We start from the raw sequence: 24,275 nt of genomic DNA on the forward strand, positions 1-24,275 counted from the left end.
ACTCCGCAATGGAACGTCGAGGACCGCAGATGACCGCATGTGTTGAAACCGCCCCGCAGACTTCGCCCCTGCCCGCCGCCACCGGGCGCGGCCGGGTTGCCGAGCCCCACCAGGTTACTGTGCGCAGTCAGGTGACCGTGCCGCTGCGCTTTCCGGACGGATTCAGCACCACGGCCGAGGTGCTCACGTTCCGCGGCCTCGCGGACGGCAAGGAGCACCTGCTGCTCGCCCTGGGGCAGTGGGAGCAGCAGCTCCTCGCACATGACGTGCCGCTGGTCCGGCTGCACAGCGAATGCATGACCGGCGACGTGTTCGGCAGCCAGCGCTGCGACTGCGGTCCGCAGCTGCGCGAGGCTGTCGAAGAGATCGCCTCAGCCGGCGGATTCCTGCTTTACCTCCGACAGGAGGGACGCGGCATCGGCCTGTATTCTAAGCTCGACGCCTACGCCCTGCAGGACACAGGCCTCGATACCTACGACGCCAACCTGGCACTGGGCCACGGCGAGGACGAACGCGACTACACTGCCGCCGCCCAGATGCTGGACGCCCTCGGCGCCACGAGCGTCCGACTGCTCAGCAACAACCCGGACAAAGCCGCGCAACTGTCGGCCCTGGGCATCAGCGTCACCGAACAGGTTCCTACCGGCGTGTACCTCTCGCCGGCCAACCACGGCTACATGGCGGCGAAGCGGGACCGCACCGCACATACGCTGGAACTTTCGAGTGCCGACGTCGGGCCCGTACCGCCGGTGCCTGCAGGCACCGTTCCCAGCCACGACGAGATGCTCCGCCGTGTTGACGACCTGGTTCCCCGGCTGCGGGAACGGGCCGAGGAAACGGAGCAGCTGCGCCGCCCCCCGGACTCCACCATGACAGAACTGAAGGACGCCGGCGTCTTCAGAATCCTCGCTCCGAAGAGTGTGGGCGGCTACGGCATGGGCGTGGAAACCTATGCCGAGGTCACCCGGCGGCTTGCCCGCGGCTGCGCATCCACGGCATGGACAGCCGGGCACCTGATCGAGCACGTCTGGATGCTGGCCCGCTGGCCCAGGCGCGGTACTCGAAAGCCTACGGACTCGTGGCCACCGCGCGCCTGCACTGGCAGGAGGCGGTCAAGGCGGCCGCTGAGTCCCATCGGCGCCGGCCATCAACACTGACGGAAGAGGAACGCGCCGGCCACCGGCTCTCGCTCGTCCTTAGCGGTGAGGCAGCCGAAGAAGCCGTCCGGCTCATCGTCGCGGGCTCCGGCGGGAGTGCCCACCGGCTATCGCATCCCCTGCAGCGGATCCAGCGCGACGTGAATGTCCTGCTCAACCACCCGACCCTGAGCCTGGATCCGATCCTTGAGCAGGCAGGCCGGGGCCTGCTGGGCCTTGGCTTCACGGTTTCGTCCTTCTAGCCCCCGCCGTTTTCGGCTCCGGTCAGCCTGGACCGTTCGCTACGCTGGCGCTCCGGGGTGCCTGGAAGGACAGGAGCCGGATCCAGTCCGGTTCATGGTCCCGCAGCTGGATCCCGGGCAGTGCCGCCGCGGCTTCCTGGACAATGACGCCGGCCTCCAGTTCGGCGAGCTTGGCCCCGAGGCAGCGGTGGATGCCCGAACCAAAGATGAGTCCCGTCGAGTATCCGCCGCCGGCCTGTGCCTGCGGGGACGGGCTTCCCGGTCCGGCCGCTGCCGTTATCTGGTTGCCGGACAGCTCAAGGAGTATCTCTGTCCCGGCCGGGATCCGGTCGCCGCCGAGGTCCGTGCTGTGGGCTGCCACGCGGCGCCAGGTGGGGACGGACGATTCGGTGGCGAGCACATGCCGGACAACGGACCGGGCGGCAGCTTCCGAGGCCGCTTCCGTCCAGCCGACCGGCGCGGCACCCTCCAGCAGCCGGAACAGCGTGGTGCTGATCAGCTGGGTGGTGGTTTCCTGGCCGGCGATCAGCAGGAAGTAGCCGAGCGAGCACATCTCAGTCCTCGAAAGGCCATGTTCGGCCAGCGACTTGAACAGGTTGCGTCCCGGGGCCGCCACGGATTCGGCCACGAGCCGGCGCAGCCAGACATAGAACTCGGCGGCGCTGCGGGCAAGCTCGAGCTGCCGGTCCCCGTCCGGCCAGCCCCAGAACAGCTCCATGGAGTCAAGGCCCCAGCGCTTGAGGTCGGGAAGATCCCGGACGGGCAGTCCCAGGAGTTCGAACATGATGACTGCCGGAGGAAATGCCGCCACCGTCTGCACGAGGTCCGCGTGGCCGGATCGGGCGAGCTGGCCGGCGGTTTTCGCTGCAGCTTCCCTGGCCAGTTCCCGGATGCGCGGCTCCATGGCGGCGACGGTGGCAGGGGTGAAAAACCCCGCCACCACCTTGCGGATGCCGCCGTGCGTGCCGGTGCCATTGCTGGCCAGCACCGGAGGCAGTGCAAAGCCCACGCGCTGCAGCACGCGCAGGGCCGGTCCCTCCAGCGGGGTCACCGCCACCAGGGCATTCGCCGGACTGAAATCGGCGGGCCGGTGCAGGACCTCCCGGACCGATTCCGGGTCCCGGACCACAAGATACGGACACCCGGAGCCGCCCGGGGCTTTCCCCCGAGCCACCTTCGCCGCGGACCCGGTAGTGAGAGCCGCCGGCATCATGCGGGCACCCCGTTCAGCCAGGCGGCTGCGCCGGCACGGAAGTCAGCCGGGGACAGTTCGGAGGCCTGGCCCGGAAGGGCGCCCAGGAGCGGCACCCGCAGCGTTCCGAGAACCTGCCGGTTGCTGTTGTGGACGGCGTGGGGGCTGGCTGGCCAGCTTCCGATCACCACGCCGAGGACATCAAGCCCGCGCGCGGAAAGCGCCTCGAGGGTCAGGGCGGTGTGGTTCAGCGTGCCAAGCCCCGGACGGACGACGACCACAAATGCCGCCGCCAGCAGGGATCCGAGGTCCGCCATGGTGCCGCCGTCGGAATCCAGCTCCACGAGGAGGCCGCCGGCGCCCTCCACCAGGACGTGGTCGTGGGCGTCGGCGAGTTCGCGGATCCGCTCTGCGTGCGCAGCCAACGAGGGCAGCGGCGTCCCATCGAGGGCCGCAGCCGCGACGGGCGCCATGGGTTCCTGCAGGACGACCCCGGCCTCAGCGCTCACGCCGGCGAGCCGGACGATTTCGGCCGCATCGGAATCACCGTCGGCGGCACCCGACTGGCACGGCTTGTACACCGCCACGCTGCGTCCCGTTCCGTGCAGGACAGCGGCGAGGGCCGCCGTCGTGATGGTTTTGCCGACGCCGGTGTCCGTTCCGGTGACCAGAACGACGGGGGACAGGTTCATGGAAGTTCCTCCAAAATGCCGCGCAGCACCGCGCAGCCTGTTTCGATTTCTTCGGGCGTGAGCGTGGCGCGAGCGGTGAGCCGCAACCGCGGGATCCCGTCCGGAACGGACGGTGGGCGGAAACAGCCGATCCGGACGCCGGCGCTGCGGGCGGACTCGGCGGCCGCCAGGGCTGACTCCGCGGACGGCATGGGGATGGACTGGACGGCTCCCGCTGTCCGGTCAGGGACCGCGCCGCGGTTGGCAAGGGCCGGGGCAAGCCCGGCGGCAAGCGCGGCCGCGTTGCTGTGGACGGATGCCGCCCGCCACGGTTCCTCCCTGATGATCCGCACCGCGGCGAGGGCACCTGCGGCGGACGCCGGCGCCAGACCGGTGTCGAAGATGAAGCTGCGGGCACGGTTCAGGACGTGTTCCCGCAAGAGGACGGATCCCAGGACGGCTCCGCCCTGGCTGCCCAGGGCCTTCGACAGCGTGGCGGTCACGATCACGTTCGGATGGCCGGCAAGGACGGTCCCCGCCACCGAGCCACAGCCTTGAAAGCTTCCGCTGCCGGTGACGCCGAGGCTGTGGGCCTCGTCGATGAGCAGCACGGCGTCGTGCTGCTCGGCCAGGGCCAGCAGGTCCGGGAGCGGCGCCTCGTCTCCAAGGACGCTGTAGACGGATTCGACGGCGATCATCGCCCGCGGTTCCGTCCGGCCGCCAAGCAGCCGGCCGGCTTCCCCGACGCTGTTGTGGGCGAACGATTCGGTGCGGGACCGGCTGAGCCGGAAGCCGTCGATCATCGAGGCGTGGCAGTGCTCGTCCGCGATGATCAGGGTCCCCGGACCGCCCAGCGCCGTGATCACCCCGATGTTGGCCAGGTAGCCGGAGGAGAAGACCAGCGCCGATTCCATCCCGACCAGCATGGCCAGCTCCTGCTCGAGGTCCAGATGCAGCTGCGTGGTACCGGCCACCAGCCGCGAGGACGTGGCGCCTGCGCCCCAGCGCGATACGGCTTCCGCCGCTGCCCCGGTAACCCGCGGCTCCGTTGCGAGGCCCAGATAGTCGTTGCTGGCCAGGTCGATGAACTGTTCGTGCGCGGCGCGGGGGAGGGGGCGGCGCACCTGGCCCCGGCGTTCCCGGACCGCTGCCTGCCGTTCGAGCCACTGGGTCATCGAGGCGCTCATGACGCACGTCCGGCGCTGACTCGGACCCGTTGGACGTGGGGTTCAGGAACGTCGGCTTCGTGAACCCCAGCTTCATGGACCCCAGCCTCATGGACCTCGGTGACGGCCGCTGCCATCCCCGCCGTGATCCTGGCGATGTCCGCCGCGGTGCTGATGTACGGCGGCATGGTGTAGACAAGGTTCCGGAACGGGCGGACCCAGACGCCGTGGCGGATGGCTGCGGCGGTGACGGCGGGAACGTCGACGGCGCCATGCAGCTCGATGACCCCGACGGCGCCGATGGTGCGGACCTCCCGGACGGCACCAAGTTCAAGGGCAGGCGCCAGCCCGGCCGCCAGGCCGGTGCCGATTCGGGCGACGTCGGCCCGCCAGCTCCCGGACTCAATGATCCCGAGGCTGGCGTTGGCCACGGAACAGGCCAGCGGGTTGCCCATGAAGGTGGGGCCGTGCAGCAGGGCACCTGCCTGGCCGGCGGAAACAGTCGCGGCCACCTCGGCGGAGCAGAGCATCGCAGCAAGGGTCAGGTACCCGCCGGTCAGTGCCTTGCCCACGCACATGATGTCTGGCACGACACCGGCATGATCGGCCGCGAACAGCTCGCCGGTGCGGCCAAAGCCAGTGGCGATCTCGTCGAAGATGAGCAGCAGTCCGTTCCGGTCCGCCACCTCCCGGAGCGCCGTCAGGCATTCGGCCGGATACGCGTGCATGCCGCCGGCACCCTGAAGCACCGGCTCGACGATGACCGCCGCCAGTTCCGCAGAGTGCAGGGCCGCGAGCCCGGCAACTTCGGATGCCCAGGCCTGGACGGTTTCCGGGGTTGCCGATCCCGCCGCCGGAGGACGGGGCGCAAACAGGTTGCCGGCGAGCAGTCCGGGGAAGGCCGAATGCATGCCGTCCACGGGATCGCAGACCCCCATGGCCGCGAACGTGTCGCCGTGGTAGCCGCCACGGACGCTGAGGAACCGTTGCCGCTGCGGATGGCCGGCCGCTGTCTGGAACTGCACCGCCAGCTTCAGCGCAACCTCCACGGCAACGGAGCCCGAGTCCGCGAGGAACACCCGCTCCAGCCCCGGCCGGCCCGGGGCAGCCGGAGCCATGTCCACCAGCCGCTCGGCCAGTTCCACCGCCGGGGCATGGGTAAGCCCGCCGAACATCACGTGACTGAACTTTCCCAGCTGCGCGTTGGCAGCGGCATCCAGTGCCGGGTGGCGGTAGCCGTGGATCACCGACCACCACGAGGACATCGCGTCGATCACCTCGTGGCGTGTGCCGTCTTCGCCGCGGAGCCGCAGACGCACGCCGTCGGCTGCCTCCACCTCCCACAGCGGAAGGTCCGGGGAAGCGGATGCGTACGGGTGCCACAACCGGGCGCGGTCACGCTGGATCAGGCCGGTCTGCTGCCATTTCTGCGTCACGGGACCAGCACCCCGTGGCGGGAACATTCGGCGGACCACCCCAGCGGAGTGACCTGCACCTTCATCCGGCGCCGGCAGGCTGTGCAATAGCGCGGCGGTTCCATGGCCAGGCGTTCGCCGCACTTCCGGTGAGCGTACGACGGCGGGCCGTCGCCGCCGTCGTACGGCTCACCGCAGTGCCCGCAAAAGGCAGCCGTGGTTGCGCCGGTGCCGGTCAAAATCCCTTCGTTCACAGCGTTTTCTGGAGCTCTTTGATCGGCATGTTCAGCTCGACCAGCAGGTTCAGGTCCGCCGTCGCCGGGCGGCCCAGGGTGGTGAGGTAGTTGCCGACGATCACGGCGTTGATGCCGCCGAGGAGGCCGTCGCGGGTGCCGAGGTCGCCGAGCGTGAGTTCGCGGCCGCCGGCGTAGCGCAGCACGGTGCGGGGCATGGCGAGGCGGAAGGCGGCGATGGCGCGGAGGGCGTCCTTGCCGTCCATGATGCCCTGGTTTTCGAGCGGGGTGCCCGGGCGCGGGTTGAGGAAGTTCAGCGGGACTTCGTGCGGTTCGAGGGCTGCGAGCTGCGCGGCGAGTTCGGCGCGCTGCTCCAGGGATTCGCCCATGCCGATCAGGGCGCCGCAGCACAGTTCCATGCCGGCTGCCTTGACCATGTTGCAGGTGTCGAGGCGTTCCTCGTAGCTGTGTGTGGTGACGACTTCGGGGAAATAGCTGCGGGCTGTTTCCAGGTTGTGGTTGTAGCGGTGCACGCCCCATTCCGCGAGCTGGTCCACCTGGCGCTGGGTGAGCATCCCAAGCGAGCAGGCGATGTTAATGTCGACCTCCTCGTTGATGCGGTCGATCGCGAACTTGATCTGGTTCATGAGCTTGATGTCGGGGCCGCGGACGGCGGCAACGATGCAGAACTCGGTGGCTCCGGTGGCGGCGGTTTCCTTCGCGGCCTTCACCAGTTCGGGAATGTCGAGCCAGACGCCGCGGACGGGGGAGTCGAACAGGCCGGACTGGCTGCAGAAGTGGCAGTCCTCCGGGCAGCCGCCGGTCTTGATGGAGATGATGCCTTCCACCTCGACGTCCTCGCCGCAGTGCCTCAGCCGGACCTCGTGGGCAAGCTGCAGGGCTGCGGGAAGGGCCTCATCCGGAAGGCGAAGTACTTCCTCGAGCTGCTCCTGGGTGAGCCCGATGCCGTCCTCGAGAACCTGCTGGCGGGCGGTCTCCAGGATGGGGAAGGTGCCGGGGATCGCGTGGCTTGTGGCTTCGCTCGCGTTTGCCTGAATCGTCATTGATGGGTCCTTTGCGTGTGGTGGCTATTCCTCCGAACTGACGCTAATTCCCCATCGACGGCAAGATTTTGTGGGGTCCCGACAATCAGACGGCCGGGACCTTAGTCGGGTCCCTACTCTGGTGGTGGCCCCAGCAGGAAGGGCACCGGCTTAGCGACTCTGTCAGGAAACTCGGCCGGTGCATGGCCGGGTCTGCCCGGACAGGGGGGCGCTGGTCCAGTCGTGGTCGGCGACATCCGGTCAATCGCAGTGTTCAGCACCTAGAATCGGTGACATGAGTGGGGAGAAACACGGCAGTTATGGCACCGGGCGGGAAGGTTTGCTTCGGCAAACGGCGGTCAACGCCAGCTGATAACGGACGGAGTCCCGTATGCGCGTTCTGGTCATTAACCACGTCAGCCTTGACGGCGTCTTGCAGGGGCCGGGCCGCCCTGACGAAGACACCCGTGACGGCTTCCTGCACGGCGGCTGGGCCCAGGAGGCGAATGACCCGGCCATGTTCGACGCCATGGGCGAGCGGATGGGGCAGGACTTCGCCTGGCTGTTCGGCCGCCGCAGCTACGACGACATGCTCACCTACTGGAATCAGGCCGGTGGCCCGTTCAAGGACGGCCTCAACAAAACAAGGAAGTACGTCGCCTCGTCCAGCCCCGATGCCGACTTGCCCTGGCCGAACTCCACGCTACTCAGCGGGGACGTACCCGCTGAGGTCGCTGCACTGCGCGAACAGCCCGGGGGCAACCTCGTGATCATGGGCAGTGGCCAGCTCATCCGGTCCCTGCTCCCGCACGGCCTGATCGACCAACTATTTCTGATGATTCACCCGCTGGTGCTCGGCTCGGGCCGCCGCTTGTTCGGACCGGATGATGAGGCGCGCCGGCTGAGATTGGTCGACTGCTCGCCCACCGCGACTGGAGTGCTGATGGCGACGTACCAGCCGGCCCAGCGGCTTTCCTGAAATTGGGCGCCGCGCCCCGGGCGACCGGCCGCCGTCGTACTTCAGCCTTAAACGGCTCCCCGGCGCCGCATGGTGCTCCCGCGGCATCAGACCCATACTCGATCTAAGGGTGGCCAAACACAAACAGCTGGCGGGGATCATGACCGACACCAACAACCGCAGGATTGACCTGCCCCTGGTTGATCACCATTGCCATGGCGTGGTCGAAACAGAACTCAGCGATGACGAGTTCAGGAGCCTGGCCACAGAATCCGACTGGCCGGGACCGGCAGGCACTGACAGCCTTGATTCACCCTTCGGGCTGGCGGTACGGCGTCTTTGCGCCCCGATCCTCGGACTTGAGCCGCTTGCGCCAATTGATGACTACATCGCGCATCGCAGGACCATTGGCGCCGCTGAAGCGAACAGGCTGCTGCTTCGCAGCACCGGAACATCCGACTACCTTCTTGACACGGGCATACCGGATACGAGGCTTCTTGACCCCGCCGCCATGGCGGCGTGTGCTGATGCCCGCACCCGCGAAATCGTCCGTATCGAGAGGGTGGCGGAGAACCTTGCTTCCGAGTCCACAGCAGCCGGCTTCGTTTCAAAGCTCCCGGAGACGCTGGCAGCCAGAAGCCGGGAAGCCGTGGGGCTGAAATCCATCATTGCCTACCGTCATGGCTTCGACATCCCTGCAGAACGGCCAACCGAGCGTGAAGCGCTCAAGGCGGCTGACGAATGGTTTCGTGCCGCCGGGAAGACGGGAACATTCAGGATCACTGACCCGGTACTGCTGACGTTCGGGCTTTGGGCGGGGATTGAGACAGGCCTTCCCATTCAGCTCCACACGGGATACGGCGACGGCGACATTGAGCTTTTCCGGGCTGACCCATCCCGACTCAATCCACTCTTCCACGCCACCAAATCACTGGGCGTCGATTTCATGCTGCTGCACTGCTACCCCTTCGTCAGGGAAGCCGGAATCCTCGCCCAGATCTTCCCGCACGTCTACCTGGATGTGGGTCTGGTTTCGCATTACCTGGGGCCAAGCTCCGGCACAGCAGTCCGCCAGGCGATGGAAATTGCGCCATTCAGCAAGATTCTCTACTCATCGGATTCGTACGGCCTTGGCGAGCACTACGCCGTCAGCGCGGCCAACTGGCGAACTTCATTCGCAGACCTGATGGACGAATGGGTTGGCTCGGGCTGGGCAACCCCGAACGACGCCGAGAGAATTGCCACGATGGTTGCCTCGAAAAACGCCAGGCGCGTCTATAAATTGGACGCCTAAAAGCCCAAATGCCGGTCGCCTGAACACGAAGGGAAAAGCGGTGACTTCAAATCCAAAGGCAGACATGGATCTCCAATACGTCAGGGCTCTTGTCATTTCCAGCCTGGACAACGCCGGCGTTTCAAGGGTCAAAGTTCTGCCGGGACCCAAGGTAGAGGGTGCTTTCCACAATGGCTGTGGTGTCTCAGTGAGTGTCGGAGTCCTGTTGGCGTCGGATGACCACGTCACCCGGTCATCCGAGATCGATGCCATTGTCGGTGACCTTCGCGGAATGCCGGACCGCTCAGCGGTTGCTCTCATCGACAAGGCAAGCGGCCTCGCCTGGGCGCCGGCCGACCTGGTGGATCTGCATGGTGCTCCTTATCCAGCCTGCCAGCGCACGGCACTTAAACGTGTTGCTGCCGAATGGGGAACAGCCGGACTGGAGGTTTCGGTAGGCTTCGAGCTCGAGTTCACAGTGTTCAGCGGTACGCCGGACGCGCCCGTTCTGGCGCATGATGGTCCGGGCTATGGTGCGGCTGCATTCCTGCAGCTGGAAGCATGGCATCTGGACGTGCTCACGGGGCTTGTGGAGGCCGGCGTTCCGGTTGAACAGATTCACCCCGAATATGGCAGGGGCCAGGTGGAGATCGCACTGGCCCCGAGGAGCCCCGTTGAGGCTGTGGATGATTACCTTCTTGCCCGGTTCATTGTCACCCGGGTTTCCCGACAGCATGGATTGCATGTTTCCTACTCGCCAATAGCGGATTCCAATACTGCGACCAACGGATGCCACATCCATTTCTCCGCGAGGAACGGGGACGGCAACGTCTTCTACGACGCTGCGGCCGCCACGCAGATGCGCCCGGCAGGGGAGAGCATGATCGCCGGCGTGCTCGGGAAACTGGCTGAAAGCTCGGCATTGCTGGGAGGTAGCGCCCTGAGCTTGGTCCGGCTTCAACCGGCACAGTGGGCGGGCAGTTTTATTTGCTGGGGCACGGGCAACCGCGAGGCCGCCGTCCGCTTCGTGCCGGGTCTGAAGGGCTACGAGGACGAGCAATCGAACGTGGAAGTGAAATGCTGCGACGGCTCCGCCAACCAGTACCTTGCCGTAGCTGCAATTCTGGCAGCCGCACTGGAGGGCTTCGGGGGTCAGTTGAAACTGCCTGCCGAGGTCACGGTCGACCCCGGCATATTGAGCGACGCGGAGAGGAAGCGCCTGGACATCCGGGCATTTGCGCCTGATATGTTCACGGCCCTGGACGATCTGGACGGCAGCAGCTTCCTCCGCACAGCGTTGGGCCATGAATTGCTGGACGCCTACGTGGCTGTGCGGCGGGGCGAAGCCGAGCGGTTTGCCAAGCTCGACCGTGAGGCTGTGATCGCCGCCCTCCGCTGGCGATACTAGCTGGCGCTATAGTGAACCGGCCCGCAACCTTTGACACGGGTGCTGCATTCGCCCGCTTGGCCATCGAGGTGCAGAACGTCGAAGGGCTGTCCAGGCAACTGCATGAGAAACGGGAGCCCATGACGTACTCGATCAGGAATCGAGAAGCCGGGCCGCACCGCTGGACACTAGGGTGAAGAGTGCGATGAATCATTACCAGGAGGGCGCATGCCATACACCGTAGACTTCCAGAACGTGTCCACAGTTGGCGTGCAATCGTCCCCAGTGGCGGAGCCGCTGGCAGGACTGCGTGCCAACGAGGCGCGTTATTACAAGAACAAGTACGACCACGCTTTCACCGTCTGCCCCGCACGTGAGGCGCCGGAAACGCTCGACTGGGTGAACCGCATCCTCTCCGACGAGCGCAACATCGTCATCTCAGCCCGTCCGCTTGAGGTTACTTCCTTCGAAGTGGACGGTTTCCGAATGGCTTATGTGTTTTACGAGTCCGGCCTGTCAGTCAACGTAATGTACGGCATTGAGGCCGGAGCGAAGCGCGCAGTAGGGTTCAAGCTCTCGGAAGGCATGGAAGTTCCAGAGGAACTCGCATCAAGCTTCAAGTTCGCGCGCCAAAAGTCGAAGTTGGCCGGTGAGATCCGCGGCTCCTACTTCGTGATCAAGGGCGAGTACTGAGCAGCTCCGCCCAGGCGACCGGCCGCCGTCGTACCTAACTACTCGGCGGCCGGCGCCTTCGCTGCCTTGGCGGCGGCCTTTGCTGCCTGCTTGCTGGCGCGCACCTTCGTCAGCGACTCGGGGTCCACGATGTCCGCGACCGAGAGGTATGAACCCTCTTCGCCGTAGTGGCCCGCGGCCTCACGCCAGCCCGGCGCCTGGAGCCCGCACTGCTTGCCGAGCAGCGCCAGGAAGATTTTGGCCTTCTGTTCGCCGAAACCCGGCAATGCCTTCAGTCTGCGGAGCACTTCCTTGCCGTCCGGTTCGTCCCGGGTCCAGATGGCAGTTGCCTCGCCGCCCCACTCAGTCTGCACGGCCTCGGCGAGCGCCTGGACGCGGCCGGCCATGGAGCCGGGGAAGCGGTGCACTGCAGGGCGCTCCTTGAAGACCTCTACGAAGCCTGCCGGGTCATGTTCGGCCACGGCGGCAGGACTGATGGAGCCGATGCGCGTGCGGATCTTTTCGGGTCCGGCAAACGCCGACTCCATGGTCACCTGCTGGTCAAGCAGCATGCCGGTGAGCAGCGCGAAGGCGTCATCGCTGAGCAGTTTGTCGGCGGCATCGTCGCCGGTGATGTGCAGTTCCATGCGCCCATCCTCCCACTTCCGGCCCGTGTCACGGGCACCGCACGGCGAATCCATGTCAGGATCAGTCATGGTCAACCGCCTGATGCTGCTCGACACCGCCTCCCTGTACTTCCGCGCCTTCTACGGCCTGCCGGACACCATCCGCCGGGCCGACGGCACCCCGGTGAACGCCGTCCGCGGCCTGCTCGACATGATCGCGCGGCTCACCACCGACTACGGCGCAACGCATCTGGTGGCCTGCTGGGACAACGACTGGCGTCCGCAGTGGCGCGTGGACCTCATTCCGACCTACAAGGCCCACCGCGTGGCCGAGGTGGTGGCCGGTGCGGCCGACGTGGAAGTGGTGCCGGACGCCCTTGAGGCGCAGATCCCCTTGATCCGCCACGTGCTGGACTTGGCCGGCATCGCCGTCGTGGGTGTTCCGGAACATGAGGCCGACGACGTCGTGGGCACCTACGCCAGCCACGCTGACCTTCCGGTTGACGTGGTGACGGGGGACCGGGACCTCTTCCAGGTGGTCGACGACGCCCGCCAGGTTCGTGTGATCTACACCGCCCGGGGGATGAAGAACCTCGAAGTCATGACCGACGCCGTCGTGGTCGGAAAGTACCGCGTGCTGCCCGAGCAGTACGCCGACTACGCGACCCTCCGCGGCGATGCCTCGGACGGGCTGCCGGGCGTCGCCGGCATCGGCGAGAAGACCGCGGCGGCGCTGCTCCTGGAACACGGCACGCTCGACGGGCTGCTCGCGGCGGCGGCGGATCCCGGCGGCAGGCTGTCCGCCTCGGTGCGCTCCAAGCTCGCTGCGGCCGCGGACTATCTCAAGGTCGCTCCCGCCGTCGTCAACGTGGTGCGCAATCTGGAGCTGCCGTCCCTGGAAGAAGTGCGCGCGGAACTTCATTCAGTCACGGGCGAGGCGCGGGCGGAACTCGAACGGCTCGCGACCGAATGGAACCTCGGCGGTTCGGTCCCCCGGCTGCTGCAGGCGCTGGACCGCCGCCCCTAGACCTGAATCTGGACCGGACGGACCACGACGACTTCCTACTTTTCCAGCCCGGCTTCAGCCATAAGCTCTGTCAGCCACGGCCGGTGTTCGCGGTGGAAGGTCAATCCTTCCGCCAGCCCCTGGACGGAAGGTTCGGAACCCGTGATGTCGATGGTGATTCGGCCGCCGCCCATGGGCGCGTTGGTGATGTGCAGATCGCCGTAGGATGCCGGCAGTACCGGATCCATCCACATGCCGCCCCGGGACACATGCGCGTCGTACCGCATCAGGCTGGTCATTAGCATGATTGGCGTGGTGGCAGCCCATGCCTGCGGGGAGCACGCTGTCGGATAGGGCACCGGCTCGGTGACCTGGTCCCGGCTGAAGCCGCAGAAAAGTTCCGGCAGGCGCCCGTCGGTGTAGTCGGCCGCCTCGAGCAGCGCCGTGGCGATCCGCTGCGCCTCCTCCACGAAGCCGTAGCGCAACAGCCCCGCCGCGATGATGGCGTTGTCGTGCGGCCAGACTGACCCGTTGTGGTAACTGGCCGGGTTGTAGGCGCCCATGTCTGTGCCCAGCGTCCGGACACCCCAGCCGCTGAACATCTGGGGGGACATCAGCCGCTCGGCCACCTGGGGCACCTTGTCCTCATCGATGATGCCGTGCCACAGGCACTGCCCCATGTTGGACGCGCACGCGTCAACGGGCCGCTTGTCGCGGTCCAAGGCGACGGCGAAATAGCCGCGGTCAGGCAGCCAGAACTCTTCGTTGAATTTCTTCTTCAACTGCGCCGCCTCTTCGGTGAGCCGGGCTGCCAAAGGTGCGTCGCCGGCGTCGTACGCTATCCACGCCCGGGACAGGTACGCGGAGTAGACCAGCGCCTGGACTTCGCACAGCGCGATGGGCGGCTCGGCCAGCGTCCCGTCAGCGAAGTTGATGCCGTCCCAGGAGTCCTTCCAGCCCTGGTTGATGAGGCCCTGGTCGTTGAGGCGCTCATACTCGACAAACCCGTCGCCGTCCTTGTCACCGTAGCTCCGGACCCAGTCCAGCGCACGGTCGGCATGGGGGAGGAGGGCGGCGATAGTGTCACGGGCGAAACCCCAGCGGCTCACCGACCCTAGTGCCATCACAAACTGCGGCGTGGCATCGACGCTGCCGTAGTAGGCGGATTTGCCGCCCAGCGCCAGCCCGCTGGAGACACCGAGCCGGACCTCGTGCAGAATCTTCCCGGGCTCCTCCTCGCTCATCGGATCCACCACTCTGCCCTGCCGGTCGGCCAGCGTCTGCAGGGTGCCAAGGGCCAGGGAAGGGTCCACGGGCAGCGCCATTTCCGAAGCCCACAGCGAGTCCCGGCCGAACAGCGTCATGAACCACGGCGCACCCGCAGCCACCACGATCCGCTCCGGATGGTCGGGATCCTCAATGCGCAGCGCGCCGAGGTCGTCGTAGCTGCGCCGCAGGGTACGCTCGATGGACCGGTTGCCCATGTGCAGCTTGGGAATCTTGGCCACCCATTCCTGCCGACGGCGGTCACTCGGGGAAAGGTCACCGGCGGCTGGGCGGACCAACGACGACGGCGGGACCCCGCGGCCGTTGGCGGCAGGTGCCACGCTCACCCGCGAGCTCCATGCACCGCGCGGCGGGACCACCGTCCGGAAAGTAAGGGCATCGGCGGTGACCTCGGCGCCGGCTGCGTTGACGACGACGCTCTTAACGAGGTCCTGCCAGCCGGCCCTGATCACCAGGGAGTCGCCCTCGGGCCGGCGGGATTCTTCCCAGCGCCGCTGGACACGGGCCTCCTTCACCTCAAAGAGATCCGCGAAGTCCGACTCCACGCTGAGGGAAACAATGCATTCGGTCCCCTGCGAGGAATAGTTCCGGATGGTGATCTCCTCGTGAATGCCTGCACCGACCTCCCGCAGGCGCTCCACGATCAGGGGGCTGTCCGCGTACCCGTCAGAGCGGGGAACCCGGCCAATAAACAGCGCCCGGTAAGGCTCCTTGGTTTCCGCCGTCAGCGCCTCCAGGGGCAGGCCATTCACCGACAGGTTCCAGCGGGACAGGATGCGGGTGTCCTCATGGAAAACCCCGTGCGGGTGCTCAGGATGGATGTCCCCGTTCGCCGAGGAGATACAGAAGGACGAACCTTCCACCAGGGTGACCGTGCCCGACCCCACAGGACCGGCGGCCGTATCAGCGTTCCAGCCAGCAGCCATGCCCGCCTCCTTCGACGGCTCAGGGAGAGGCGGCGTTGTGCGGACCGGAGCCGCACTGCCGTTCGCCGCCTACTCCGTTGGGCATGACGCTACGCTCGAACGCCTCCTGATAAAAGGGCCTCTGGCGGCCCCCGGTGAAGACGACGAGAATGGGTTTCGTGCCCCAACTTCGCGCCGGGACGGACAGCGAGGCGATGAACCCGGCGGCCCGCAAGGTGCAGCGCATCTACCTGACGCTGACACTGGGCAATACCCTCGCGGCCTCGTTCATCTGGGGCATCAACACGCTCTTCCTCCTCGACGCCGGGCTCAGCAACCTCGAAGCCTTTGCCGCGAACGCCTTCTTCACCGCCGGCATGGTGCTGTTCGAGGTACCCACCGGCGTGGTGGCCGACGGCTGGGGGCGCCGCGTTTCCTTCCTGCTCGGCACTGCAACGCTGTCCGTCTCGACGTTCCTCTACTACCTGCTGTGGCAGATTTCCGCGCCGTTCTGGGCGTGGGCAGTCGTGTCCGTGCTGCTCGGCCTGGGCTTCACCTTCTTCTCCGGCGCGGTGGAGGCCTGGCTCGTGGACGCCCTGCACTTCTCCGGTTACGACGGTGCACTGGAGACGGTGCTCGGGCGCGGCCAGATGGTGTCCGGCACCGCCATGCTCATCGGGTCTGTCGCGGGCGGCGTCATCGCCCAGGCCACCGACCTCGGTGTGCCGTTCCTGCTGCGCGTGGGCGTTCTGCTCGCCATGTTCGTGGTGGCCCTGTGGCTCATGCACGACGTCGGCTTCACCCCCGAACGCTCGGCGCGTCCCCTTCAGGCGACGCGCGCCGTCCTGTCCGCCTCCATCGAGAACGGCCTGAAGAACCCGCCCGTGCGTTACGTGATGCTGTCCGCGCCGTTTACTGCCGGCGTCGGAATCTACGTCTTCTACGCCCTGCAGCCGTTCCTGCTTGAGCTGTTCGGCGACCGCGGCGCGTACGCCATCGCGGGCCTGGCGGCAGCCATCGTGGCAGGGGCCGAGGTCCTCGGCGGATGGCTGGCGCCGCGCTTCCGGCGCCTGGTCCGCAAACGCACCACGGTGCTGATCCTCAGCGGCGCCGTGAGTGCAGTGATCCTGGTGGCACTCGGGTTCACCCGTGAGTTCTGGCTGGCCCTGGTGCTGCTGGCTGTGTGGGCGCTGGTGGCCGAGGTGGGGACACCGGTGGGGCAGGCCTACCTCAACGACATGATCGACTCCAGGCAGCGGGCCACGGTGCTCAGCTTCGCCTCCCTCACGGGTTCGAGCGGCGGCGTGGTGGTGCAGCCGTTGCTGGGGCGGGCAGCCGATGTTTACGGCTACTCGGCGTCGCTGGCGTTCAGCGGCGTAATCCAGCTGGCCGCGGTGCCGTTCCTGTACGCCAGCCGCCGCCAGCGCGCCGCAGCTGATGAAGCACACGGCCGTTGACCGCTGCCCCGATGAAGGGTTCGGCCGTTGAGTGTCCTCCCCCGGCGGAGTAGCGTGACAGTACCGTCAACCCGCATTAGACCGACCCGGGAGCGACCATGCCATACCTGAGAAGCCGAGTAGCCGCCGTCACCACGGCCGTGGCGTTGAGCGTGACGGCGGGGACCGTCACCGCCCCCGCTTTTGCTGACCAGCGGGAGACCGAAAAGACCGCCACGGCCACCGGGTACGGCGGCGCCGTCAGCACCGTGGACCCGGAGGCATCCGCGGCGGCCATCGACATTCTCCGCAGGGGAGGCAACGCGGCGGACGCCGCCGTTGCAGCCGCGGCCACCCTCGGTGTGACCGAGCCTTACAGCGCCGGGGTGGGCGGCGGCGGGTACTTCCTCTTCTACAGCGCACATACCGGGCATGTGGGCACCATCGACGGCCGTGAGGCAGCGCCGGCCGCCATGCCGCACAATGCATTCATCGATCCCAAGACCGGCAAGCCCTACAACTTCACCCCCGAGCTTGTCACCAGCGGCGTGTCGGTGGGCGTGCCCGGCACGCCGGCCACCTGGGAGCGCGCGCTTGACCGGTGGGGAACCAAGGACCTGGACGACGTCCTTGAGCCCGCCATCCAGGTAGCGGACCGCGGCTTCGTGGTGGACGACACCTTCCGCCAACAGACCCTCGACAACAAGCTCCGCTTCGAGGCATTCACCTCCACCAGCAAGCTTTTCCTCCCGGGCGGTGACGCACCCGCCGTCGGCAGTATCTTCAGGAACCCGGACCTCGCGGCAACTTACCGGCTGCTCGCGGACAAGGGGACCGGCGGCTTCTACCACGGCGCGCTCGCCAAAGAGATAGCGTCAACCGTCCAGGCTCCGCCGAAAACCAAGACCACCAAGCTGCCCGTCCCGGCCGGCCGCCTGACCGCAGCGGACCTCGCCAAGTACCGCGCCCTGAACCAGTCGCCCACCCATGTTGAATACCGCGGCCTGGACGTCTACGGCATGGCACCGTCGAGCAGCGGCGGCACCACGGTGGGCGAGGCGCTGAACATCCTTGAGCCGTTCGACCTTTCCGGAATGTCCGCGCCCACGGCGCTGCACCATTACCTCGAAGCCAGCGCCCTCGCCTTTGCGGACCGCGGCAAGTACGTTGGCGACCCCGCGTTCGTCGACGTTCCCACAGGCGCCCTGACGGATCCCCTGTTCGGCAAGGAACGCTCGTGCGAGATTGACCCGAAGGTGGCAGCCGTGAAGCCGGTGGCGCCGGGTGACGTGGCAAATTACGACGGCGCGTGCCCGGCCGCCGCGGCGGCCCCCGCCAGCGAGAAGGACACCGAGAACATCTCCACCACCAACCTGACGGTCGCGGACAAGTGGGGCAACGTCGTTGAGTACACCCTCACCATCGAGCAGACCGGCGGGTCGGGCATTGTGGTTCCCGGCCGCGGATTCCTGCTGAACAACGAGCTGACCGACTTCTCCACCGTCTACGACCCGAAGGACCCTAACCGGATTGAGCCCGGCAAGCGGCCGCGGTCCTCGATGTCCCCGACGATCATCCTCGAGGACGGGGACCCGTTCCTCGCCCTCGGTTCGCCCGGCGGTTCGACGATCATCACCACCGTCCTGCAGACGATCCTGAACAGGGTGGATCTGGGGATGAACATTTCCGATGCCATCGCCGCTCCGCGGGCGGCGCAGCGGAACTCTGCCAAGGTCACGGCCGAGCCCGGATTCATCACCGCGTATGAACGCCAGCTGAAGCCGTTCGGCCACGAGTTCACCCCGTCCGGTGACGCGTTCACCTCGGCAGCGGAGATCGGCGCGGCCACCGCCATCGAGTTCAAGTCAGGCGGACGCCTGGTCGCCGCGGCCGAGCCGGTCAGGCGCGGCGGCGGCTCCGCCATGGTGGTCAAACCTGCGAGGTGAGACAAGCCAACCGTCAGGGAAGGGCCGCTAAGGAACACGGTCGGCTACGGAAAGCGGGCCGCTAAGGAAGGCCGTGGCCGTGGCCGGGCAGCAACTGCCGGTTCCTGATCTGCGACGGTCCGAACTCCACCGTGAGCGGTCGGATTTCCCAGGAGCCGCTTCGTTCCCGTGGACGGCCTTCCCCTGAGCTGCCCTGCAGCTTTGGTTTTCCCACAGCAACGTGGGGGCGCCACCGCGGATACCTGTAGCCCAGGGCGCGGGAACTGAGGATGAAGTCATCGGGGTTGTCCACCAGCAGGTCATCCAGCAACTCATGGAGGGCCTGGACGAGCGAGACCTGAAAGTCTCGCACGCCCTGGGGCACTTCCACCTCCAGTCCGGACACCCTGCCGCCGCCCAGCAGGACCAGCCGCTCCGCTGTTCCGGAGAAACCCTCCAGCACGGGCAGCGCGCGCAGCCAGTCGGCAGTCTTGACGGCGGCCGCGGCGGGGTCAGTGGCGCCCTTGGTCCAGTCGGCAACGTCGGCGGCGAAGTCTTCCAGGATGCCGATGTGGAGCAGGGTCATGTGCAGTCCCTGCGGCCTGCGCAGGCCGTCCGCGTACGCTGCGAGCTGTTCGTAGTCCGCGGGTTTGGCGCCGACGCCCAGGACCGGCACCTCAACCGTGATGCGCGGAAGCCTCAGCATCCGGACCTCCCTTGTCCTTGGCCGCCGTCGGAATTCCTGCCTGTGGATCATGCCATTATGCGCCTCATAGGCGGTTGCGGGAGACCGATACCGGGCCTGTGGTCAATATGGGGTACGGCCTAAAGGAAGCTCCTGCACGGCCTCCGCTGAAGGCCTGCCCTGTCTCTGCCCTGACTGTGTCGGCCCGTCGAAGACGGATAGCCAGGTCCCTGATCAGCAGGGCATTTTTGTCGGTGCCTCGTGGGATGCTTTCGGCATGAAAGACAATGCAGTTGTGGAGGCGGTGGAGGCGGTCGGTGCTTCCTGCTCTGCGCTTGCTGTTTTGGCTCGCCGCGGGACGGGCGGGCCGGTGGTGACTGGTGCTGGAGCCGGTCCGGATGTACTTGTCCCGGGTCAGGCGGATCCTTTGCGGGAGCGGGCGGATGCGTGCCTGGAGGGGCTGGCGGAGGTGGCCAGGCTGGAGGCCCGGGCGGCGGCGTTGAAAGTCCATTTCGCTGCCGAGTATGCCAAGGCTTCCGGGGCGTTGGCGGCACCGGCTGATAGCCTGCGGGACCGTGAGGTCCGGCGGATGTCCGTGACCGCTGAGGTTGCCTGTGCCCTGACCGTGAGCGAGGGATCGGCGGCACGGTTTCTGGCTGAGTCGGCCACGTTGAGCACGGACCTGCCGTTGACGCTGGCGGCGCTGGGGTCGGGAACCCTGTCGTGGCAGCATGCCCGGGTGATGTGTGATGAAACGGACAGGATGGATCGGGCGGCCGCTGCGGCGTTGGAGGCGCATTTCCTGGACCCTGAGGCGCCGCATGCTGCCAGGGGGTGTCCGGCCGGGGAGCTGACACCGTCCAGGTTCCGGGCCAGGGCACGTTATTGGCGGGAGCGGCATCACCCGGTCAGCATCGAAACCCGGCACCGCAACTGTGCGAAGGACCGCCGGCTGGAGTATGTTCCTGACCGGGACGGCATGGCCTGGCTGTCGGCGTATCTGCCCGCGGACCAGGCGGCCGGGATCTGGGACCGCGCCACCGCCGCCGCCCGCGCCCTGCAGGGCCCGTCCGAGTCCCGGACCCTGACCCAACTCCGGGTGGATGTCGCCGCCGCGTGGCTGCTGGGCCCGGTTCAGCGGGTTGACGGCGCGCCTGGCGACCGGGCGGCAGGATCCTTTCCGGCAGATTCCCTGCCGGCGGGGTCCGCGCCAGGCGGTCCTGTGCGGGCCGGTAATGTGCCGTCTCCGGCGGCGCAGGTGCTGGTCACGGTTCCGGTGTTCTCGCTGCTCGGCCTGACCCACGAACCGGCCACGCTGGACGGGTATGGGCCGATCCCGCCGTCCATGGCCCGCCGGCTCGTCGCCGACGGCGGGACGTCGTTCCTGCGGGTGTTGACCGACCCGCGGGACGGTGCGCCGCTGGAGATCGGACGCACCAGCTACCGGATCCCTAAACCGATGCGCCAATGGCTGCGGCTGAGGGACGGACGATGCACGTTTCCCGGCTGCAACAACCACTCCCTGGACAACGACGCCGACCACGTGCTGGCCTGGGCCGACGGCCGGACCACCGGAATCAGCAACCTCGGCCAGCCCTGCCCCAAACACCACCGCCTCAAACACCACACAACATGGAGACCGGTCGGAGCCACCCGGGACACGCCACCTGGCTGGATCTCACCCACCGGCCGCCACTACCCCAGCGAACAACAGGACTGGGAACCACCAACCTGGCCGGAGCCGCCACCCGGCCAGGAATATCCGGAGCCGCCACCCGCCCAGGACTGGTCGGAGCCGCTCGATTGCCCTGAACCGCCAGACTGCCCTGAACCGCCAGGCTGGCCCGAGGACCCTGCCGGTTCCGAAGATCCGGAGGCTCCCGACGGCTTGGGACCACCATTACCGGTGGATCCATGGCCAGACTGGGCATCTTTCAGAGCAGCGTAGGAAGGCGCTTGCTTAAGCGCAGGAAGACGCCTGGGTCAAGCATTGAGGCGGCCGCTCCAACACCTCGGCCGCCGTGGGACAACCACGCCGTTGCGAAGTGGCGTGCCGTTGACCCGCTGCCGTTGACCCAGTGCCGTTGACCCGCTAGGCGCCGAGAACGGAGGCCAGCCTCTGGAGTTCAGCAGAGGTAGGCCGGCGGGGGAGGGCCCTGAGCGGGAAGTCCTTCTGCCGGACAGCGCGGAACGGGCCCCGGCACCGAGCAGAACGCACCGGGCGGGCACAATGGAGTGGTGACTTCTGCACCCCTCCCGCCCGCCGCGCTTCAAGGCATCCCAAAGGACGCCCCTGGCCGTTCCGTCCCGTTCAACCTGCAGGCCATCGGCTCCGGGCTGGTCTTTGCGGAGTCGCTGGGAGAGCTGGCCGACGTCTTGGGAAGGCAGGGCGACGGCGGAGCTGCGGTGGTCCAGGCCCCGCCCGGCACCGGCAAAACCACCTTGGTGCCTCCCCTGGTTGCCAACCTGGCACAGGCTGCCACCGGCGATGAGCGGCCGCGCATCGTGGTGACCCAGCCACGCCGGGTGGCCGCCCGGTCGGCTGCAAAGCGCCTCGCTTCCCTGGACGGGACGGAGCTGGGGGACAGAGTGGGCTACGCCGTCCGCGGCGAACGGCAGGCCGGTCCGGCCACTCTCATCGAGTTTGTGACGCCGGGCATCCTGCTTCGCCGCCTGCTGGCCGATCCCGGCCTGGAGGGCACCGCCGCCGTCATCCTCGATGAGGTGCACGAACGCGGCCTGGAAACCGATCTGCTGCTGGGCCTGCTCGCCGAGGTACGCCAGCTGCGCGGCGACCTCATGCTCGTTGCCATGTCCGCCACCCTGGACGCGCCGCGGTTCGCGGCGCTGCTCGGCGCGGACTCCGGCCGGGAACAAGCCAAGGAGGCCGACGGCGGCGGGCCTGCTCCCGTCGTCGACTGTCCTTCCGCTCTTCACCCGTTGGAGACGGCCTGGGCGCCCGCGCCGGTGGCGCGGCTGGACGGGCGCGGCGTGACGCGCCCCTTCCTCGATCATGTCGCGGAAACCGCCGCGGCGTCATATGCGCAAGCCCTTGCCGCCGACCCCGGCACCGACGCCCTGGTGTTCCTGCCGGGCGCGCGGGAGGTGTCCCACGTGGCCGGCCGGCTGCGCACTCGGGTGGGTCCCGGCGTCGAAATCCTGGAGCTGCACGGCCAGGTGAGCCCCGCGGCCCAGGACCGCGCCGTGTCCGGCCGCAAGCCCGGGGATCCCGCCCGGATCATCGTGTCCACAGGGCTCGCCGAGTCATCGCTGACTGTGCCCGGTGTCCGGCTGGTGGTCGACGCCGGGCTCTCCCGCGAACCGCGCCGCGACGCCGGCCGCGGCATGACCGGCCTGGTCACCGTCTCCTGCTCCCGGGCCTCCGCGGAACAGCGCGCCGGACGTGCGGCGCGGCAAGGGCCAGGGAAGGTGGTCCGCTGCTACGACCAGAAGACCCTCGGCGCAGCGCCTGCGCACCAAACGCCCGAGATTGCCGTGTCCGACCTGACGGGCGCAGCCCTGATCCTCGCGTGCTGGGGCTCACCCGGCGGCCGCGGGCTTGGGCTTCCTGACGCCCCGCCGCAGTCGGCGATGGGTGACGCCGTCGAGGTGCTGGGAGAGCTTGGCGCGGTAGGGGAGGACGGCCTCGCAACGGCGCTGGGCAAAGCACTTGCGCGCATCCCCGCCGACCCCCGCCTGGGACGCGCCCTCCTGGTGGGGTCGGCGCTGCTGGGCGGAGGGTATGCCGGCGGTACTGGTTCCGGGACTACTGGTTCCGGGACTGCAGGTAAAGGGCTGGCGGCGGAGGTGGTTGCTGCCGTCGCCGGGGACCAGCGCGCCACGGGAGCCGATCTGCCCCGGCTGGTGACCGCCCTCCGCTCCGGCAAGGATCCCGCATCCAGGCGGTGGGCCGATGAGGCACGGCGGCTGGACACTTTGGCACGCCAGGCGGGGTCCGGCGTCGGGCTTCCCTCCGTCACTGTGCCGGCGGGAACCGCCGAGCAGATTGGCCTGGTCGTCGCCCTGGCGTTCCCGGACCGGGTGGCCCGCCGCGTCCCTGGAGACGGGCCGGAGCGTTACCTGCTGACCTCCGGGACGCGGGCCGGCCTTCCCGCCGGCAGCCCGCTTGCCGGATACGAGTGGCTGGCCGTGGCCGAGGTTGCGCGGGCGGACGGGCGGGACGCCGCCGGGACCGGCGCGGTGATCCGCTCTGCCGCGCCGCTGACGGCGGACACGGCCGAGGCCGCCGCGGCGCACCTGCTGCTCGACTCGGTGGAGGCAACATTCAGCCAGGGCCGTGTGACGGCCCGCAGGGAGCGGCGCCTTGGCGCCATATCCCTCTCCTCCACGCCGGTGCGGGCGTCGGCAGGTGACGGCCGAGCCGCCGTCGCCCGCGCTTTGGCGGAGCAGGGGCTGGGAGCCATCGGATGGTCGACGGCAGCAGATGCGTTGCGCCGCCGTCTGGCGCTGCTGCACCGGGAACTGGGCGATCCCTGGCCGGACATGTCCGAGCATGCTTTGCTGTCCCGGCTCGACGACTGGCTTGGTCCGGAGCTGGAGGCGCTGGCCGGCGGGGCCGCGACCTCCGGCATTGACCTGACGGACCCGCTGCGGCGACTGCTGCCATGGCCCGATGCCGCCCGGCTGGGCGAGCTCGCCCCGGAGTTCCTGGAGGTGCCCAGCGGTTCCCGCATCCGGATTGACTATCCCGCGGCCGGGGACGACGGCGGCAGGCCGGTGGTCGCCGTCAAGCTCCAGGAATGCTTTGGCTGGGACCGGACGCCGCTGCTCGCCGGCGGACGGGTGGCGGTGCAGTTCCACCTGCTGTCGCCGGCCCGGCGGCCGCTGGCCGTCACCGACGACCTCGCCTCCTTCTGGTCCGGCCCCTACGCGCAGGTCCGCGCCGAGATGCGGGGCCGCTATCCCAAGCACCCCTGGCCCGAGGACCCCTGGGCCGCGACGGCGACCGCACGGACCAATACACGGAAGTGACTAG

The 24,275-nt window shown here is 67.9% G+C and carries 20 protein-coding genes; 11 read left to right on the forward strand and 9 right to left on the reverse strand.

The window, feature by feature from the left end; all coding sequences use genetic code 11:
* Positions 1-29 precede the first annotated feature (29 nt).
* On the forward strand, positions 30-1,157 hold the full coding sequence (gene ribA, locus QFZ23_RS12730; protein WP_306923406.1) for a GTP cyclohydrolase II RibA: 1,128 nt from the start codon (positions 30-32) through the stop codon (positions 1,155-1,157).
* Complete coding sequence (locus QFZ23_RS12735) at positions 1,043-1,399, forward strand: hypothetical protein (RefSeq protein WP_306926824.1); 357 nt, start codon at positions 1,043-1,045, stop codon at positions 1,397-1,399. Before ribA ends, QFZ23_RS12735 begins: the two co-directional genes overlap by 115 nt.
* Before the next feature lie 22 nt (positions 1,400-1,421).
* On the opposite strand, the gene QFZ23_RS12740 is transcribed toward QFZ23_RS12735, so the two are convergent.
* From QFZ23_RS12740 to bioB, 6 genes are read right to left on the reverse strand one after another with little or no spacing between them, the layout of a single operon-like run.
* Positions 1,422-2,612 carry a cytochrome P450 gene (locus tag QFZ23_RS12740; RefSeq protein ID WP_306923407.1) on the reverse strand — a complete coding sequence of 397 codons (1,191 nt, stop codon included), beginning with the start codon at positions 2,610-2,612 and terminating at the stop codon, positions 1,422-1,424.
* Positions 2,609-3,283, reverse strand: coding sequence for a dethiobiotin synthase (gene bioD, locus QFZ23_RS12745; RefSeq protein WP_306923409.1), 675 nt, complete (start codon positions 3,281-3,283; stop codon positions 2,609-2,611). Before bioD ends, QFZ23_RS12740 begins: the two co-directional genes overlap by 4 nt.
* Positions 3,280-4,437 (reverse strand): 8-amino-7-oxononanoate synthase, encoded by a 1,158-nt coding sequence (locus QFZ23_RS12750; protein WP_373427934.1) that lies wholly within the window; start codon positions 4,435-4,437, stop codon positions 3,280-3,282. Before QFZ23_RS12750 ends, bioD begins: the two co-directional genes overlap by 4 nt.
* 8 nt (positions 4,438-4,445) lie before the next feature.
* The gene (locus QFZ23_RS12755; protein ID WP_373427878.1) at positions 4,446-5,891 is read right to left on the reverse strand and encodes an adenosylmethionine--8-amino-7-oxononanoate transaminase; all 1,446 of its coding nucleotides are present in this window, start codon (positions 5,889-5,891) and stop codon (positions 4,446-4,448) included.
* A complete protein-coding gene (gene bsaP, locus QFZ23_RS12760; protein ID WP_306923412.1) occupies positions 5,861-6,097 on the reverse strand; it encodes a biotin synthase auxiliary protein BsaP in 237 nt (78 codons plus the stop codon). The genes QFZ23_RS12755 and bsaP overlap by 31 nt, the downstream gene beginning before the upstream one ends.
* Complete coding sequence (bioB, locus tag QFZ23_RS12765; protein WP_306923413.1) at positions 6,094-7,140, reverse strand: biotin synthase BioB; 1,047 nt, start codon at positions 7,138-7,140, stop codon at positions 6,094-6,096. The genes bsaP and bioB overlap by 4 nt, the downstream gene beginning before the upstream one ends.
* A gap of 370 nt (positions 7,141-7,510) precedes the next feature.
* On the opposite strand from bioB, the gene QFZ23_RS12770 reads away from it, so the two are divergent.
* The 4 genes from QFZ23_RS12770 (at position 7,511) to QFZ23_RS12785 (ending at position 11,430) form a co-directional block, all read left to right on the forward strand.
* Entirely contained in the window at positions 7,511-8,098 is a 588-nt protein-coding gene (locus QFZ23_RS12770) for a dihydrofolate reductase family protein (protein WP_306923414.1), read from the forward strand.
* 139 nt (positions 8,099-8,237) lie between these two features.
* Positions 8,238-9,371, forward strand: coding sequence for an amidohydrolase family protein (locus QFZ23_RS12775; protein WP_306923415.1), 1,134 nt, complete (start codon positions 8,238-8,240; stop codon positions 9,369-9,371).
* 205 nt (positions 9,372-9,576) lie between these two features.
* Positions 9,577-10,758: a glutamine synthetase family protein gene (locus tag QFZ23_RS12780; protein ID WP_306923416.1), complete on the forward strand. Its 1,182-nt coding sequence runs from the start codon at positions 9,577-9,579 to the stop codon at positions 10,756-10,758.
* Between the two features lie 207 nt (positions 10,759-10,965).
* The gene (locus QFZ23_RS12785) at positions 10,966-11,430 is read left to right on the forward strand and encodes a phage tail protein (RefSeq protein WP_306923418.1); all 465 of its coding nucleotides are present in this window, start codon (positions 10,966-10,968) and stop codon (positions 11,428-11,430) included.
* A gap of 38 nt (positions 11,431-11,468) precedes the next feature.
* On the opposite strand, the gene QFZ23_RS12790 is transcribed toward QFZ23_RS12785, so the two are convergent.
* Entirely contained in the window at positions 11,469-12,056 is a 588-nt protein-coding gene (locus QFZ23_RS12790) for an HhH-GPD-type base excision DNA repair protein (RefSeq protein ID WP_306923420.1), read from the reverse strand.
* Positions 12,057-12,123: 67 nt separating this feature from the next.
* On the opposite strand from QFZ23_RS12790, the gene QFZ23_RS12795 reads away from it, so the two are divergent.
* On the forward strand, positions 12,124-13,062 hold the full coding sequence (locus QFZ23_RS12795; protein ID WP_306926825.1) for a 5'-3' exonuclease: 939 nt from the start codon (positions 12,124-12,126) through the stop codon (positions 13,060-13,062).
* Positions 13,063-13,097: 35 nt separating this feature from the next.
* Here the strand turns inward: QFZ23_RS12795 and QFZ23_RS12800 are convergent, their stop codons facing one another.
* A complete protein-coding gene (locus tag QFZ23_RS12800; protein ID WP_306923422.1) occupies positions 13,098-15,254 on the reverse strand; it encodes an amylo-alpha-1,6-glucosidase in 2,157 nt (718 codons plus the stop codon).
* 194 nt (positions 15,255-15,448) lie between these two features.
* Here QFZ23_RS12800 and QFZ23_RS12805 point away from each other — a divergent pair, with 194 nt between their 5' ends.
* Positions 15,449-16,690: an MFS transporter gene (locus QFZ23_RS12805; protein ID WP_306926827.1), complete on the forward strand. Its 1,242-nt coding sequence runs from the start codon at positions 15,449-15,451 to the stop codon at positions 16,688-16,690.
* A 98-nt stretch (positions 16,691-16,788) separates the two neighbouring features.
* Positions 16,789-18,615, forward strand: coding sequence for a gamma-glutamyltransferase (ggt, locus tag QFZ23_RS12810; protein WP_306923424.1), 1,827 nt, complete (start codon positions 16,789-16,791; stop codon positions 18,613-18,615).
* Positions 18,616-18,676: 61 nt separating this feature from the next.
* Here the strand turns inward: ggt and QFZ23_RS12815 are convergent, their stop codons facing one another.
* A complete protein-coding gene (locus QFZ23_RS12815) occupies positions 18,677-19,300 on the reverse strand; it encodes a hypothetical protein (protein ID WP_306923426.1) in 624 nt (207 codons plus the stop codon).
* A 256-nt stretch (positions 19,301-19,556) separates the two neighbouring features.
* Between QFZ23_RS12815 and QFZ23_RS12820 the strand changes: the two genes are divergently transcribed.
* Positions 19,557-21,227, forward strand: coding sequence for an HNH endonuclease signature motif containing protein (locus tag QFZ23_RS12820; protein WP_306923427.1), 1,671 nt, complete (start codon positions 19,557-19,559; stop codon positions 21,225-21,227).
* 329 nt (positions 21,228-21,556) lie between these two features.
* Complete coding sequence (hrpB, locus tag QFZ23_RS12825; protein WP_306926829.1) at positions 21,557-24,271, forward strand: ATP-dependent helicase HrpB; 2,715 nt, start codon at positions 21,557-21,559, stop codon at positions 24,269-24,271.
* Positions 24,272-24,275 lie beyond the last annotated feature (4 nt).

The sequence above is a fragment of the Arthrobacter globiformis genome (genome assembly GCF_030818015.1).
Taxonomy (GTDB): Bacteria; Actinomycetota; Actinomycetes; order Actinomycetales; family Micrococcaceae; genus Arthrobacter; species Arthrobacter globiformis_C.